General features: G+C 71.5%; 13 protein-coding genes and 1 pseudogene. 3 read left to right on the top strand and 11 right to left on the bottom strand.

Translation table 11 applies throughout. The annotated features are described in order from the left end of the window. Positions 1 to 213: 213 nt before the first annotated feature. The 7 genes from ACFYYF_RS26275 to ACFYYF_RS26305 all read right to left on the bottom strand — a co-directional run bounded on the left by ACFYYF_RS26275 (position 214) and on the right by ACFYYF_RS26305 (position 8,827). On the bottom strand, positions 214 to 1,056 hold the full coding sequence (locus tag ACFYYF_RS26275; RefSeq protein WP_361686673.1) for a nitrilase-related carbon-nitrogen hydrolase: 843 nt from the start codon (positions 1,054 to 1,056) through the stop codon (positions 214 to 216). A 213-nt stretch (positions 1,057 to 1,269) separates the two neighbouring features. Further along, on the bottom strand, positions 1,270 to 2,859 hold the full coding sequence (locus tag ACFYYF_RS26280; protein ID WP_388779830.1) for a PucR family transcriptional regulator: 1,590 nt from the start codon (positions 2,857 to 2,859) through the stop codon (positions 1,270 to 1,272). Between the two features lie 149 nt (positions 2,860 to 3,008). Continuing rightward, entirely contained in the window at positions 3,009 to 4,292 is a 1,284-nt protein-coding gene (locus ACFYYF_RS26285) for an aspartate aminotransferase family protein (RefSeq protein ID WP_388779833.1), read from the bottom strand. Further along, positions 4,289 to 5,131: a nitrilase-related carbon-nitrogen hydrolase gene (locus ACFYYF_RS26290; RefSeq protein WP_361686682.1), complete on the bottom strand. Its 843-nt coding sequence runs from the start codon at positions 5,129 to 5,131 to the stop codon at positions 4,289 to 4,291. Before ACFYYF_RS26290 ends, ACFYYF_RS26285 begins: the two co-directional genes overlap by 4 nt. Before the next feature lie 376 nt (positions 5,132 to 5,507). Next, the gene (locus tag ACFYYF_RS26295) at positions 5,508 to 7,220 is read right to left on the bottom strand and encodes a hypothetical protein (protein ID WP_388779836.1); all 1,713 of its coding nucleotides are present in this window, start codon (positions 7,218 to 7,220) and stop codon (positions 5,508 to 5,510) included. 222 nt (positions 7,221 to 7,442) lie between these two features. Beyond that, the gene (locus ACFYYF_RS26300) at positions 7,443 to 8,378 is read right to left on the bottom strand and encodes an HAD hydrolase family protein (RefSeq protein ID WP_388779839.1); all 936 of its coding nucleotides are present in this window, start codon (positions 8,376 to 8,378) and stop codon (positions 7,443 to 7,445) included. Between the two features lie 194 nt (positions 8,379 to 8,572). Next, complete coding sequence (locus ACFYYF_RS26305) at positions 8,573 to 8,827, bottom strand: helix-turn-helix domain-containing protein (RefSeq protein WP_388779842.1); 255 nt, start codon at positions 8,825 to 8,827, stop codon at positions 8,573 to 8,575. Positions 8,828 to 8,859: 32 nt separating this feature from the next. Between ACFYYF_RS26305 and map the strand changes: the two genes are divergently transcribed. Beyond that, positions 8,860 to 9,627, top strand: a complete 768-nt coding sequence (gene map, locus ACFYYF_RS26310) for a type I methionyl aminopeptidase (RefSeq protein WP_361686694.1) — start codon at positions 8,860 to 8,862, stop codon at positions 9,625 to 9,627. Between the two features lie 234 nt (positions 9,628 to 9,861). On the opposite strand, the gene ggt is transcribed toward map, so the two are convergent. Beyond that, complete coding sequence (ggt, locus tag ACFYYF_RS26315) at positions 9,862 to 11,679, bottom strand: gamma-glutamyltransferase (protein ID WP_388779845.1); 1,818 nt, start codon at positions 11,677 to 11,679, stop codon at positions 9,862 to 9,864. Positions 11,680 to 11,782: 103 nt separating this feature from the next. Here ggt and ACFYYF_RS26320 point away from each other — a divergent pair, with 103 nt between their 5' ends. Together ACFYYF_RS26320 and ACFYYF_RS26325 are read left to right on the top strand one after the other, a co-directional pair. Next, positions 11,783 to 12,607, top strand: a complete 825-nt coding sequence (locus tag ACFYYF_RS26320; RefSeq protein ID WP_361686700.1) for a hypothetical protein — start codon at positions 11,783 to 11,785, stop codon at positions 12,605 to 12,607. Between the two features lie 186 nt (positions 12,608 to 12,793). Next, positions 12,794 to 14,368: an alpha/beta fold hydrolase gene (locus ACFYYF_RS26325; protein WP_388779848.1), complete on the top strand. Its 1,575-nt coding sequence runs from the start codon at positions 12,794 to 12,796 to the stop codon at positions 14,366 to 14,368. Between the two features lie 47 nt (positions 14,369 to 14,415). Here ACFYYF_RS26325 and ACFYYF_RS26330 read toward each other — a convergent pair. The 3 genes and pseudogenes from ACFYYF_RS26330 to ACFYYF_RS26340 all read right to left on the bottom strand — a co-directional run. Continuing rightward, a pseudogene (locus ACFYYF_RS26330) lies at positions 14,416 to 14,640 on the bottom strand (amino acid ABC transporter permease); the annotation flags it as partial. Between the two features lie 83 nt (positions 14,641 to 14,723). Beyond that, positions 14,724 to 14,870, bottom strand: coding sequence for a hypothetical protein (locus ACFYYF_RS26335; protein ID WP_388779851.1), 147 nt, complete (start codon positions 14,868 to 14,870; stop codon positions 14,724 to 14,726). A 179-nt stretch (positions 14,871 to 15,049) separates the two neighbouring features. Continuing rightward, the gene (locus ACFYYF_RS26340) at positions 15,050 to 15,490 is read right to left on the bottom strand and encodes a DUF6278 family protein (RefSeq protein ID WP_361686709.1); all 441 of its coding nucleotides are present in this window, start codon (positions 15,488 to 15,490) and stop codon (positions 15,050 to 15,052) included. Positions 15,491 to 15,589 lie beyond the last annotated feature (99 nt).

Raw genomic sequence — 15,589 nt, forward strand, 5'->3', positions numbered from 1 at the left:
CCTCTCCTTCCGGTCGTGGGTGCGTTGAGGGGGTTGTGGGGCTGTCAGGGGCTGGCGCCGGCGCTGCGTCCCGGTGAGGAGACCCATGGGCCCGGTGAGGAGGCGCATGGGGTGGTTCGCGGGACGGCGTGTGCCGGGTGCCTTGCCGCGGGTCCTGCGCTCGGATCGCGGGACCCGCGACACGGACGACCGGGGCGTGCCCCTTCCGGACGGTCAGGGCGCGGTCAGCGGCGCGTACGCGCCCGGGGCGCGGTCGCGGTAGAACTGCCACCGGTCGCGGACCTCGCGGAGCTTGGCCATGTCCAGGTCGCGGACGACGAGTTCGCTCTCCTTGTCGCTCGCCACCTCGCCGACGAACTGGGCCTCGGGGTCCACGAAGTACGAGGTGCCGTAGAAGTCGTTGTCGCCGTACTCCTCCTGCCCGACCCGGTTGATCGCACCCACGAAGTACTCGTTGGCCACGGCGGCGGCCGGCTGCTCCAGCTGCCAGAGGTAGCCGGAGAGTCCGCGTGAGGTGGCCGACGGGTTGAAGACGATCTCCGCGCCCGCGAGACCGAGGGCTCGCCAGCCCTCCGGGAAGTGCCGGTCGTAGCAGATGTAGACGCCGATCCGGCCGACGGCCGTGTCGAAGACGGGCCAGCCGGAGTTCCCGGGCCGGAAGTAGAACTTCTCCCAGAATCCCGGGACCTGGGGAATGTGGGTCTTGCGGTACTTGCCCAGGTAGGAGCCGTCGGCGTCGATCACGGCCGCCGTGTTGTACAGGACCCCGGGCTGTTCCTCCTCGTACATCGGCAGGACGAGGACGAGGCCCAGCTCCTTCGCCAGCGCCTGGAAGCGCCGGACGATCGGGCCTTCGGGGATCTGCTCCGCGTACGCGTAGAACTCCTTGTCCTGCACCTGGCAGAAGTACGGTCCGTAGAACAGCTCCTGGAAGCACAGGACCTGTGCGCCCTGCGCGGCCGCGTCGCGGGCCGCCTGCTCGTGGACCTGGATCATCGATTCCTTGTCGCCGGTCCACGCGGTCTGGAAGACGGCGGCGCGGATCACTCTGCTCATCGGGACCTCCGGTCGCTCGGTGTGCGAGGAGACTAGAAAGCCCCGGCCCCTTCTTTGAGTTGCACCGTGTCACGTCCGAAGTGCTGTGCCGTTCCACGGTGTCACCTCCGCGTCGTCCCGTGTTTCAGCCGGCTGATTCCGTGTTTCACGACTGTTGCCGCCGGTTCCCGACCGGCCCGCCGGTTCCTCGCCGCTGTCGCCGCCCATCGGCTCTCACCGTTGCTGTGCGTCGTGCGCGAGCAGGGCGATGTGGACGGAGGCGGCCTGCTCGAAGTCGTCGAGGTCGACGCCGAGGCGGGCCTGTATGACCTCCAGACGGCGGTAGAGCGCGGGCCGGCTGACATGGTGGAGCTGCGCCGTGCGCGACTTGTTGCGGCCGGTGGCGAGATAGGTCCGCAGGACGGGCAGGAGCCGCGGATCCGCCTGGGGACCGCTCAGCAGCCCGTCGAGTTCACGCTCCGCGAAGGACTGGACGTGCGGGTCGTCGCGCAACAGCCGGACCAGGCCGCGCAGATGGACGTCACGCAGCCGGACCAGCGCGGGCCGGTCCTCGTCGGCGGGCGCGTCGGCGGCGGCCTCCGCGACGTGGAGGGCCTCCCGCAGTCCGAAGGGCACGTCGTCCCAGACGATGCGGGGTGCGGCGGCAGCCACGGTGGAGGGGACCCCGGTCTCGTGCCGCAGTCGTACGGCGAAGTGCTCGGCCAGTGCCTCCGCGTCCTGGTCGCGCGGGAGGCTCAGCAGAAGGGCGGTGGCTCCGTCGGACAGTTCGGCGACCAGCCCCGGCAGCCCCAGCAGGCGCAGCACGCGGTCGAGTTGGGCGGCGTCGCCGTCGCGCACCACCAGCGGCACGAAGGTACGGCGGTTCACCGGCAGACCCGCTGCCCTGGCTCGCGGCAGGAGCTGGCGGGCCGGTACGACACCGCTCACGAGGTCGGTCAGCAGGCCCTGGGCGGACTCCGCCTCCCAGGAGTGGGCGGGACCCGCGAGCATGCGGTGCAGGACCAGCGCCTCGGCGGCCCGGTCGGCCAGGAGGCGCCCGGTCGCCGCGTCGCCCCGGTGACCGCACAGCACGATGCGGCCCCAGCGCTCCCCCCTGCCGCCCAGTTCGGCGCGGATCCATCCGTCGCCCGCGCTGCCTCCCCCAGTGCCTGAAGGGCCTGGGTGGTACCCCCATGCCTGCCGGGCGATGCGGTCCCAGTCGCGCAGCACGTCGTCGACGGCGGAGCGTTCTCCGGCGGTGGCGAGGACCCGGTGGGCGAGGTTGGTCACGACGACGGGGCATGCGGCGTGCACGGCGATCTCGTCGAGCATGCGCTGGAGCGACGCACCGGTGGTGATCAGTCCGGTGAGTGCGGTGCGTACGGCTTCGGAGAGGCTCACGGCCGCGAACTTGTGCCGCACCAGCCGGGACTGCACCTCCTCGGTCAACTCGGCGAACGGGAAGGGACGATGGAGCACCACCATCGGCAGCCCGCAGCGTTCGGCGGCGCGGCGCATCACGTCCGGGGGCGCGGGGAAAGCCCGGCCGAGCCCGAGGACGACGGCCGCCGCCTCGGCGCGGTGCAGCGAACGGATGTACTCGGCCTGGGCATCGGGGTCACCGGCGAGCAACACCCCGGTGGTGAGGACCATTTCGCCGCCGCTGAGCATGACGCCCACGTCGGCGGCCTCGGCCACGTGCACCCAGCGCACGGACCGGTCGAGGTGGCCGGCGCCGGCCACCACCTCGGGCTCCCCCGCCAGCACCCGGTCCAGGGCGAGGACCTGGCGGACCGAGAGGGCGGGTTCCAAGGCGGTGGTCATGGCGGCGTTCCCCTTCGTCCGTGGCTCGGTTCGCCTCCGGAGCGCTGCGGGCGGCCTCGGGGACCCGACGCGTACCCGGACCCCCGGGTCGTCGCGTGCCGGGTCCTCGAGACCACCGTCCCTTCGGCTCACCCGCCCTCGCTCATCTGTTACTGGGCCTGCCGCAAGGCGCGTTCCAGGATCGACGCGCCCTCCTCCGCCTCGGCGACGGTGAGTGAGAGCGGCGGGGCGATGCGCAGCACACTGGTGTCGTGGCCTCCGCCCTTGCCGATCAGCAGGCCCTCCTCGCGGGCCGCTTCGAGTACCGCTGCGGCTCCTTCGGGGTGCGCGCGGTCGGTTCCGGGCCTGACCAGCTCGATGCCGATCATCAGTCCGCGCCCGCGCACCTCGCGGACGCCGTCGAACTGCGCGGCGACCGCGCGGAGCCGTTCGATGAGGAGGCCGCCGACACGGCGGGCGTTGCCCTGGAGGTCGTGTTCGAGGAGGTAGGTGAGATTCGCGAGCCCCGCCGCCATCGTGACCGGTGAACCACCGAAGGTCGAGATGGAGTTGGAGTCCAGGCAGTTCATGATCTCGGCGCGGGCGACCACTCCCCCGATGGACATGCCGTTGCCGATGCCCTTGGCGAAGGTGAGCATGTCGGGCGGACCGGAGGCGGCGTGGGCCTGCCAGCCCCAGAAGTGCTCGCCGGTGCGGCCCCAGCCGGTCTGCACCTCGTCGGCGATCCAGAGGACGCCGTGCTGCTGGAGGACGTCGCGGAAGGCCGCGTACAGGCCGTCGGGGGGTGCGGTGAAGCCGCCCACGCCCTGGATCGGTTCGGCGATCAGCGCGGCGGGCGGGCGGACATGGCCGAGCAGGTCCTTCAGATCCTCGACGCAGGCATCGACGAAGGCGGTGTCGTCCAGGTCGGCGTAGGGACCGCGGGTGCGGACACCGCCGTGCACGTACAGCGTCTGGAGCGGCGACAGGGAGGTCGGTGACCAGCCCTTGTTGCCGGTGATCCCGACCGCGCTGAACGACCGGCCGTGGTAGCTGTTGCGCATGGCGAGGATCTGGTTGCTGCGCCGGTGGGCGGTGGCGAGCAACAGGGCCGTGTCGTTGGCCTCGGTGCCGGAGGTGGTGAAGAAGACGCGGGCGTCGGGGATGCCGGACAACTGGGCGACGCGTTCGGCGAGTTCGACCATCGGCCGGTTGAGGTAGAGCGTCGAGGAGTGGATGATCCGGCCGGCCTGCTCGCTGACGGCCTTCGTCACCTCGGGCAGGGCGTGCGCGGTCATCGTGGTGAGGATGCCGCCGAAGAAGTCGAGGTACCTGTTTCCCTTGGAGTCCCAGACGTGGCGGCCCTCGCCGTGGGTGATCTCGATCGGGTCCTCGTAGTACAGGGCGAGCCAGTCCGGCAGGACGGCCTGGTGGCGGGTGTACAGGTCGGTCATGGCCGCACCAGCCCTTCGTAGGCGTCGGGGCGCCGGTCGCGGTAGAACGCCCATTGTTGGCGTACTTCCTCGATGAGGCCGAAGTCCAGGTCGCGGACGACGAGTTCCTCGGACTTGTCGCTCGCCCGCTCGCCGACGAACTGGCCGCGCGGGTCGACGAAGTACGAGGTTCCGTAGAAGTCGTTGTCGCCGTACTCCTCCTGCCCGACCCTGTTGATCGCGGCGATGAAGTACTCGTTGGCGACGGCCGCCGCGGGCTGTTCGAGCTGCCAGAGGTAGGCGGAGAGGCCGCGGGAGGTGGCGGAGGGGTTGTACACGAGCTGGGCGCCGTTCAGACCGAGCTGCCGCCAGCCCTCGGGGAAGTGCCGGTCGTAGCAGATGTAGACCCCGACCCGGCCGACGGCCGTGTCGAAGACGGGCCAGCCGAGGTTGCCGGGCTTGAAGTAGTACTTCTCCCAGAAGCCCTTCACCTGCGGGATGTGGTGCTTGCGGTACTTCCCGAGGTAGGTGCCGTCGGCGTCGATCACGGCCGCGGTGTTGTAGTAGAACCCGGACTGCTCGACCTCGAACACGGGGACGACGATCACCATGCCGGTCTCGCGCGCGAGCTCACACATACGGGTGACGGTGGGACCGTCGGGGACCGGCTCCGCCCAGGCGTAGTGCTCCGGCTCCTGGACCTGGCAGAAGTAGGGGGCGTTGAAGACTTCCTGGAACCCGATGACCTTGGCACCCTGCCGGGCCGCCTCACGGGCGTGTTCCTCGTGCTTGGCGACCATGGATGCGGTGTCGCCGGTCCAGGTGGCCTGGACCAGGGCGGCACGTACGACGTTGCCCATGAGCTGCTCCTTCGACGGGACGTCAGAGAGCCTCTACGCCCGTAGACAAAGCTGTAGAGGCTCGAAAGTAAGCCCCCCGGACAGCCTTGCCAAGACCATCGTCGTTAACCCGCTGAGTCGATCACGTTTCTGACCCTCCCGGGTGAGTGACGTGGCCGGTGAAACGGGAGGTGCGGCCGATCGGGCGACCGCCCGGTCCGTCGCGCGCGAACGCACCCGAGGCCCGGCGCCTCACCGTTCGCGCCGCACTCCGATGTCACCTGTGCGCGTGCGCGCACGGGCAACAGCGTGCGGACGCCCACGCGCCTGCCGAGGGCAGGGTCAACCGTGACCGGTGCCCGGCGAGGTGTGCGTCAGGTCCCTCGCCGGAGGCATGTCATGCCGCGAATCCGGCCACGCGCAGAGCGTGGAGCAGGTCCCATCCGCATTCGTCGGACACTCCCTGAGCCGCCCGCAGGAGCAGCGGCACGAGGCGCTCCGGGTCCGTCTCGGCGCTTCGGGCGGCCTCCTCCGGGGTGCGCACGCGGACGTACGCGTCGAGGAGAGCGCCGACCTCGCGGCCGCGGCCCTCGTCGGTGAGGCCGAGGACGGCGGCCGCTATCTCGGGGGCGGGCCGGGTGACGCCTTGGCGCAGCATCTGCCGGCCGTCGGCGACGCGGCCGGCGGTGGCGAGCGCGTCGGCCGCGGCGACCAGTCGGTCGGCGGGCAGCGAGGCCGCCTCCCAGAGCAGGGTGGCCCAGTCCGCGTCGAGCCCGGCGCGGTGCAGTTCGGCGGCGAGCAGGGGGAAGCGGGCGGGGGGCCAGTACGCCGCTTCGACGAGCAGGACGTGCGCCTCGCCGCTGCGGCCCTCTCCGCGCAGCCGCGTCAGCGCCGCGACGCTCTCCCCGATGAGCCGCCGCGCGTCCTCGTCCGGCAGTTCCGGCCCGGTCGCCGCGTGGGAACGGGCGGGCTCCTCGGCGGCCCCCGCGAAACGCGCGCCGCGGGGCGTACTTGCGCCCCGCACGGTCGGGGCGGGCAGCACGGGACCGGTCTCCGGCACGGCCACGGGCGCCACGTCCGGCTCCACCATCCCGGCGAAACGGGCACTGCCTCGACGACGCCGCTTGGCACGCTTGCCCGGATGCGGGTCGCCGCCGGGGGTCGCCGTGTCGCGCGCCGGACCGGCCGCCGCCACGCGCCCGTGGTCGTGCCGGTCGTCCTGCGGAGTGCCGACGGACGCGCCCGTGGGGTGGACCTCGCGACCGCTCGGGTGATCCGTGGCGAAGGACCGAGGATCGGGACCCGGCGCACGGTCCGCATCGAAGGGCCGGGCATCGGGGCCCGGCGCCTGGTCCGCGGGCAGAGACCGCGCGTCGCGGCCCGGTGCGCGGCCCGGCGTATGGCCCGGTGCGTGGCCCGTTCCCGGTCCGGACGGGTCCCCCGCGAACAGGTTCCCGTCGGGCCGGCCCCCCTCCGAGGGGTGACGTCCGGGCCGGTGCCCCCCGGACACGTCCGGCCGGTTCTCCGGCCCCGGCCGCCACATTCCGTCCCCGGTGGCCGCGGCCGGCGGATGCGGCGCACTCCGCTCCCGGGCGCGATGGGCGTGGCGGTCGACGTTGTCCATGCGGTGGAGCAGTTCGGCGCACCGCGCGGTGGCCCGCTGGTGATCGTCCTGAGCCCAGGCGAGGTCCGCCCGGATCGCCTCGGCCTCCCCCTGGGAAGCGGCCGAAGGGAGCCGTCCGCTCAGTTCGGCCTGGCGTTCCGCGGCGTACCGCTGTTCGCGGAGCATGACGTCCAGGCGGTCGCCGAGCGCGTCACGGCCGCCCGGACGGACGTCGTACGCGGTCAGCGAGGCGGCGTGCAGCGCCCGGGCCCGTACCGTCTCCTGGGCGGCGGCACGTTCCCCGTACTGCCCGAAGACATCCTGGAGGAGTGCCTCCACGACGTCCCACGGTGGCACCTCCCGCCCTTCGAGGCACGCCTGCATGCCGTCGGGGTCCCGTTGCCAGAAGACCCCGCACCAGCCGCCGCCGCGGTCGAGCCGGTCCACAAGCCCGTTCAGATACCGCGCGAACTCCAGTACCTGTACCGGGAGTTGTCCTACAGCCATCACTCAACTCCCTGCCCGACGTGAGCGCTTCGACCCGACAGCGAACACGAGTCGTGTTACGGATCGACTACGGGGAGTTTTCGGCGGGGACGCAGAGATCTCGCGGCAGGGCGCACCGGAGCGCCCCCGCGCGGGCGTGCGCCCGGACGAAACCCGGGCGCACGCCGGTACGAACAGCCCACCGCGGGCCGCGCGAGCGGACCGGCGGACGTCACCGCACGCTCAGATGCGGCACGCCTCCACCGCCGCCGCGCGGGGCAGTACGAGCCGGACGAGAGCGGCGACGCCCTCGTCGTCGTTGCTGGGCAGCACGATGTCGGCGGCGCGCAGGATGTCCTCGTGGGCGTTGGCGACGGCGGCGGCGAGCCCGGCCGCGCGCAGCATCGGGATGTCGTTGGGCATGTCGCCGACGGCGGCGGTGTGTTCCGCCGGAATCCCGCCCCGCTCGGCGAGCGTCCGCAGCGCCTGACCCTTGTCGACGCCGGGGGCGGACATTTCGAGGAAGTCACCGGTGGATCTCGTGATCACCGCACGGTCCCCCACGACCGAGGCGATCACGGCGGCGAGTTCGTCCACGAGCAGCATCGGGTGGGCGGCAAGGATCTTGACCACCGGGTCCGCGTCCGCCGGCGCGGACACACCGTCCAGCGCCACATGACGCCAGGCGTTCGGCACCAGCCGCACGAAGGCCGTCTCCAGCCGGAGCCCGGACACGGAGTCGACCCCCAGCGCGACCCCGGGCACCGCGTCACGGACCGCGCGCAGGATCCCCGCCGCGTCGCCGGGGCCGAATCCCCGGCAGTCCAGCAGCCGCCCCGACCGGACGTCCACGGTCACCGCGCCGTTGCTGCACACCACGGGCCCGGTGAGCCCGTGGCGCCGGGCTAGGTCCAGGGTGTCGCGGACGGGCCGTCCGGTCACGCCCACCACGGCGATCCCGGCCCGCTCCGCCTCCGCGAGCGTACTCAGGGTGCGTTCACGGATGGCGCCGGACGAGTCGAGCAGTGTGCCGTCGAGATCGGTGCAGACGAGCCGCACGATCATGCGCGTACGGCGTCCACGTCTCGCCGCGCGCTCTGCGGGGATGGAAGGCCGCGCTCCGCCGGGCGCCGGCTGCTGCGAAGTCGCCACGCCGGAGCGGGCGTTGGTGTTCGACATGGCCGGAGGTTAGTGACTACGCGCGTAGACGACAAGGGAATGGTCAGTGAATTCAACAATTTCTCAGCACGAGCCGGCCAAAGCCGGACCGCGACACCCGGCACGCGGGGCCCGGCATCCGGCATCCGGCATCCGACACACGGGGCTCGGCACCCGGCACCCGGCACGGAACCCCCGGAGCGTCGGGCCCGCCCTCACGCCGCCGGCATCAGCGCACACCTGACGACCAACTCATCCATCGAGAGACCGAGGGCCCGTGCCAGCGCGGCGATCGTGAAGAAGGCCGGGGTGGGCGCGCGCCCGGTCTCGATCTTGCGCAGGGTCTCCGCGGAGATCCCCGCCACCCCGGCGATATCCGCCATGCTGCGTCCGCCGCGGGCCTCGCGCAGCAGCCGCCCTAGCCGCTCGCCGCGTTCGCGCTCTTCGGGGGTCAGAGGGGTTCGCACCATGACACCATTCTAATACCGGTATAGTAATTGGCATGGTGGAACTGAAGACCGACACATCGATCGACGAGATGTACGCGGCCGGCCAGGTCGTGGGCAGGGCACTCACGGCCGTGCGCGAGGCCGCCGGCGTGGGCGTCTCCCTGCTGGAGCTGGACGAGGTGGCGCATCAGGTCCTGCGCGACGCGGGGGCCACGTCACCCTTCCTCGGCTATCACCCCTCCTTCGCGCCCACACCCTTCCCCGCGGTCGTCTGCGCCTCCGTGAACGAGGCGATCGTGCACGGCATCCCGACGGGCTACCGGCTGCGCGATGGCGATCTCGTCTCCATCGACTTCGGCGCCGAACTGGGCGGCTGGGTGGGCGACTCGGCGATCAGCTTCATCGTGGGCGAGCCGCGCCCCGGCGACGCGCGGCTCGTGGAGACCGCGGAGCGGGCCCTGGCCGCGGGGATCGAGGCGGCGGTCGTCGGCAACCGCATCGGGGACATCGCGCACGCGATCGGCACGGTGTGCCGGGCGGCCGGGTACGGAATCCCGGACGGGTTCGGCGGTCACGGCATCGGACGCCGGATGCACGAGGACCCGGGCGTCCCGAACGAGGGCCGCCCGGGACGCGGGATGCCGCTGCGGCACGGCATGGTCCTCGCCATCGAGCCGATGCTCATCGGCGGCGGCACGGACGGCTACCACGCCGCACCCGACGGCTGGACGCTGCGCACGAACGACGGCTCCCGCGCGGCGCACGCGGAACACACGGTGGCCATCACGAACTCGGGCCCGCGCATCCTGACGGCCCGCTGACCCCTCCGACACCCGCGCCCGCGAGACGGACACACGCCCTTCGGGCACCCGCAACCACGGGACGGACGCGCACCACCTTCTCGGGCCCCCGCGACCGCCGGGCGGACACACCACCCCTCGGACACCGGTAACCACGGGACGGACGCACGCCCATCCGTCGGACGCCCATGGCCGCGGGGCGGGGCGCACCCCGCCCCGCGGTGCGGCGGTCTCGGCGCCGCCGGGGCCCGACGGCTAGGACGCGGGCCGTACGACCATGGCCGAGCCTCCGCCCCGGCGGACCTTCTCCGCGGCGGCCAGCCATGTGCCGTTCGCCAGGCGCTGGACGCCGGTGGCAGCGCCGATCTCCGGGTTCACCTTGAAGGAGTGCCCGATGCCTTCGAGCCCGGCCCTCAACGGGCTGTCGTACAGGCCCGGTTCGAGCTCGGTCTGGGCAGCGTTGCGCTGGCTGGCGCGTGGCGCGGCGATCGCGTCGACCAGCGGGAGACCTCGGTCGACGAACTGGGTCAGCGTCTGCAGCACGGTCGTGATGATGCTCGCGCCACCGGGCGAACCGAGGGCCACGACAGGCCTGCCGTGCCGGTCGAGGACGATGGTCGGTGAGATCGACGAGCGCGGCCGCTTGCCGGGACCGGGCAGGTTCGGGTCGTGGACGGCGGGGTTGGCCGGGGCGAAGGAGAAGTCCGTCAGCTCGTTGTTGAGGAGGAATCCGCGTCCCGGGACGGTGATCCCGCTGCCGCCGGTCTGCTCGATGGTGAGGGTGTAGGCGACGACGTTGCCCCACTTGTCGGCCACCGTCAGATGGGTCGTGTTCTCTCCCTCGTACGTGGTCGGGGCGGCCGTCCCGGTGCCGGCGCAGGCGGCGGGAGCGCTCGGGTCGCCCGGCGCGAGCGGACTGGTCAGCACGGCGTCGTCCTTGATGAGGCAGGCCCTGCTGTCCGCGTACTCCTGCGAGAGCAGGCCCTTGGTCGGCACGTCCTCGAAGGCCGGGTCTCCCACCCAGCGGCCCCGGTCCGCGAACGCGACCCGGCTCGCCTCGATGAAGTGGTGCAGGTACTGCGTCTCGCTCGCCCTGGAAAGGTCCGTCTTCTCCAGGATGTTGAGCGCTTCACCGACGGTGGTGCCGCCCGAGGAGGAGGGGGCGATCGAGTAGACGTTCAGACCGCGGTACGAAGTCCTGGTGGGCGCCTGGCGCTTGGCCCCGTAGGCCGCGAGATCCCTCAGGGACAGCTTGCCGGGCCGTGCGTTGTAACCGGACGCCGGGTTCACCGGCGGCCTGTTGACGGTGTCGACGATCTCCTGGGCGAGTTCGCCGGTGTAGAGGGAGCGTGTGCCCTTCCTGCCCAACTCCTCGTACGTGCGCGCCAGATCGGGGTTCTTGAAGGTCGAACCGACGACCGGCAGCGAGCCGCCGGGCAGGAACAGCCGCGCGGTGTCGGGGAAGTTCGCGAAGCGGGCCTGGTTCGACTCGGTCTGCGCGCGGAAGGTCGGGTCGACCGTGAACCCGGTGCGGGCGATGCGCTCGGCCGGCTCCAGGACGGTGCCCAGGCGCCGGCTGCCCCACGAGTCCAGTGCGGTCTGCCAGGTGGCGGGCGTACCCGGTGTGCCCACGCTCAGCCCGCTGGTGACGGCGTCGGCGAAGGCGAGCGGCTTGCCGTTCTCCAGGAACAGCCCCGAGTCGGCGGTCAGGGGGGCCGTCTCGCGCCCGTCGATCGTGTGCACCGCATGGGACTTGGCGTCGTAGTAGACGAAGTAGCCGCCCCCGCCGATGCCGGACGAGTAGGGCTCGGTGACACCGAGGGCCGCCGCGGTCGCGACCGCCGCGTCGACGGCGTTGCCGCCCTTCCTCAGCACCTCGATGCCCGCGGCCGAGGCGTCCGCATCGACGCTCGCCACGGCGCCTCCGTACCCCACCGCGACGGGCACCTTCGCGGCGGGCGTCCTCGCGGCCGTGCCCGCCCCCGGTGCCCCGGGCGGCGCGGCCGCACCCACTAATACCGTCGCGGCCGAAACCGCCAGGACCGTCAGATTCCGCGCAAGAGGGCGTCGCATCGATACCTCCAGTCAACAGTCGTCCGCGCAGCGTAACTTCACCGCGGTGACCACGTCAGGCCCCCTCGAACAGGGTTCCGTGGGCCCGCTAGCATGCGCGCACATGAATGACGACGTGCGCAACATCGTCCTCGGCGTCCTTGCCACCGGCCTCAGTGCCGCGCTCGGCTGGGTCGCCCGTACCTACCTGTGGAAGCGCAAGCTCCGCCGCAAGCAGGCGTTCTTCGGGCTGCCCGACAACTCCGAGTCCCTCCTCGTGGTGAACCGTGAGGCGGGCGGTCCGGAGCTGACGGTGATGCGGCACGACGTGTTCGCGCTTCTCGAACTGTCCGCGCTCATCAAGGACTGCGGCGCGCACGCCCAGGTCATAGCGCACGACGCGACCCAGCAGGGCTTCGGCGAGCGTACGGAGTTCTGTGTGGGCGGGCCGGCCTCGAACCGACGCATGGCCGCGCACCTGCAGTCCCTGCTGCCGGGCGTGCAGGTCAACGTCGACTCCGGGCGCGGGCCCGACCGGGGCGCCTTCCAGATCGGCAGCGAGCGCTACCGGCTGGAGTCGGGCCAGGCCGAGTACGTGATCCTCGCCCGGCTGACCGCGGGCCAGAGCCGTGACGTGAGACCGGTCTTCCTCTTCTGCGGCCAGCGTGCGATCACCAACCAGGCGGCGACGCGCTATCTCGCCCGCAACCACGCGCGCCTCGCCCGCAAGCACGGCGGCAACAGCTTCGTCCTGCTCCTGAAGGTCGTGAACTCCCAGGCGTACGGCCCCGATGTCGTCGAGGTCGTCGCGGACGTCACCCGCGCGGCCCAGGCCCCGCTGCCGACGCCGCCGGCCCTGGACCCGGCACCGGACCCGGCGTCCGGCTCCGGTGAGGACGGGGAGGCCGCGGCGAAGACGGCCGCGCCCCGGCAGCGCCGGCGTTCGTGACGCCCGGTTCGCGGGGTGCGGCGCTTTCCGGCCGTTCGTGGCGGCACTGCCCGTCGAGGTTTGAACGGATGGAAATGAACACTTCAACAATCGTTACTCCCACGTAACTTACCGACGGGTTACTTCGAGTAAGCCGCCGCGGTTACCGTCGGGTCACCTTGCACTGACCAAGTGAGGAGTGACCCGTTGGGAAACGGTCGCAACCCCCTGCGCACGTCCGCCGTCGGCGTCGTCTCGGCGACGGTGATCGCCGCCGCGAGCCTCGGCCTGGCCCCCGCGGCCCAGGCCTCAGACAGCTCCGGAGGTGTCCGCTTCGTCGACATCTCCGGTGACGGCGACACCATCCTCAAGGCCAACGTCGTCACCCCCGCGGGAGCGGACGGCACCCGCGCCTACCCGCTCATCGTGCTGCCCACCAGCTGGGGCCTGCCACAGGTCGAGTACCTCGCACAGGCCCAGAAGCTCGCGAACTCCGGTTACGTGGTCGTCGGTTACAACGTCCGCGGGTTCTGGCAGTCGGGCGGCGAGATAGACGTCGCCGGCCCCCGCGACACCGCGGACGTGTCCAAGGTGATCGACTGGGCACTCGCCAACACCCCGGCCGACGCACGGAAGGTGGGCGTCGCGGGCGTCTCGTACGGCGCCGGGATCAGCCTGCTGGCCGCCGCCCACGACAAGCGCATCAAGGCGGTCGCGGCCTTGAGCGGCTGGGCGGACCTGACCACGTCGATCTACTCCGGCCGCACCGAACACGTCCAGGCGGCCGCCCTGCTGGACGGCGTCGGGCACATCACGGGCCACCCCAGCGCCGAGACCCAGCAGGTGTTCAAGGACTTCTTCTCCGGGAACCTCGCGAAGGAGCAGAACCTGCTCGACTGGGGGAAGAAACGTTCTCCCGGGACGTACCTGAACCAGCTGGACAAGAACGGCCCCGCCGTCTTCATGGCCAACACCTGGGGCGACACGATCTTCTCGGCGAACCAGTACGCCAAGTTCTACGAGGAACTGACCGGCCCCAAGCGGCTGGAGTTCCGTCCCGGCGACCACGCCACCGCCGAGATCACCGGTCTGCTGGGGCTCCCCAACGACGTATGGACCGACACCGCCCGCTGGTTCGACCACTATCTGCGGGGCGAGGACAACGGCGTCGACCGCGAGCAGCCGGTACAGCTCAAGTCCCGCTCCACAGGCGGCTACGAGGGTTACCCCGACTGGAAGTCGGTCGGCGCCACGACGAAGAAGATCGGCCTCGGGGGCACCACCCGGATCCACACGAACGTCGACTCCGGCGCGGACGGCGGGGTCATCTTCCTGTCCAGCATCCTCGACCAGCTCACCCGGATCCCGCCGATGGCCTCGATCCCGCTGCTGCCGCGCTACTGGACCGCGGTGTGGCAGTCGGAGAGGTACGCGAGCACCCAGCGCGTGCGGGGGACCGCCAAGCTGCACACCACGGTCACCGGCACCGAGGAGAGCGGCACCTTCATCGCCTACCTCTACGACGTGGGCCCGCTCGGCGTCGGCAAGCTGGTCAGCAACGCGCCGTACACCTTCCACGGGCAGACGCCCGGCGAGCCGTTCGGCGTCGACCTGGACCTGTTCTCCACGGCGTACGACGTCCCGGCCGGGCATCGTCTCGCCCTGGTCGTCGACACGGTCGACCCCTTGTACATGGAGCACAACCCGTCCGGCGCGCAGCTGACCTTCTCCTCACCGGAGCACGACCCGTCCTACGTGTCGGTACCCCTGCGCGAGCAGTGATCTCCGGCTGGCGCCGGCCGGGCCTGGCCCTGTGAGCTGCTGATCCCCTACGGTCCCGGGGCTGTGGGGGGTACCCCACCCGGCAGCAGCGTCCCTGGTTCGGCCGGAGCCACGTCAACGGCCTCGGTCTCGGGACTGTGCCGCTTTCGCCCGTACGCCCGTGGGGCGGACCGGGAGAGCGGCACACACATCCCGATGCGGATCGGCGAGATCACCGTCGTCACGGGGATGAACGGCAAATCGTAGTCGAGGATCGCCGCGATCGGCCTCCCGGGCCCGGGGAAGCACCCGGCGAGGGGCACGCGCCGGCGCCCCCGCCGGGGAAGCGGCGGGTCCGGGCACGGACGGCCGCGCCTCACGCGGCAGTTGACGAGATGTTCGACGGGCCGGTGATCACGACCACCTCCGCCGTGCCGTCGGCGAGGTCGTGGTCCTGCGGAACATGCGGCTCCCCGAAGTGCGTGGTGACGTCGTACAGGTCGGTCAAGGGATCGACGGCCATGCCGGTCCGGCCTGTCGCCGACCGGGCAGTCACCGCAAACTATCGATGCAAATCGCCGCATAAGGGGCGACACGCACGTCAGGTCATTAGCCGTATTTGAGGCTGGATGACGAGGTGATCACGACGGTGCATCACGCCACCCCGGTCCGGTCGCCGGGACGTCCGCTCGCGCCCTTCCGTCAGGCCTCCGTGGCTTCGGCGTACATCTGGGACAGCTCGGGGACACCCTGCACGGCCCAGTCGAGGCCGGCTTCGACGACGGGGATCTCACGACCCGAGGGGAGCCGGACGGCCGGACTTCCGCCCGGCCAGACGTGCCAGGAGGCACCCGGCACGGTGCGCACCACGACGGTGCCGAGATAGAGACCGGCGTCGTTGCCGAGCCAGGGAAGCGCCTCGGGGTCGTCGCGCCACAGCGGCAGAAGCTGGTCCAGCGCCACCAACGAGTCCGGGGTGTCGTCCAGTTCGAGGCCCACGGCCGCGGCCTGGGAGCGGAGCAGTTCGCACTCGGAGAGCAGTTCGGCCACACCCACCGGGTCGTCCTCGAACGCCTTGGCGAGGGGACGCCCCTGCCGCACCGGATGCCGCTTGAGCAGCTTGTCCAAGAAGGGGATGTTCATGACCGGCCTCTCCGTGGGTGAGATCGTCGAAGCTCCGTGTTCCCGGTATGTGAACAAAATGTAGCTCGCGGCATTTCATCACGGAATCAGGCGAATCGT

The organism is Streptomyces sp. NPDC001914 (genome assembly GCF_042891215.1).
In the GTDB taxonomy this organism is placed as follows: Bacteria; Actinomycetota; Actinomycetes; order Streptomycetales; family Streptomycetaceae; genus Streptomyces.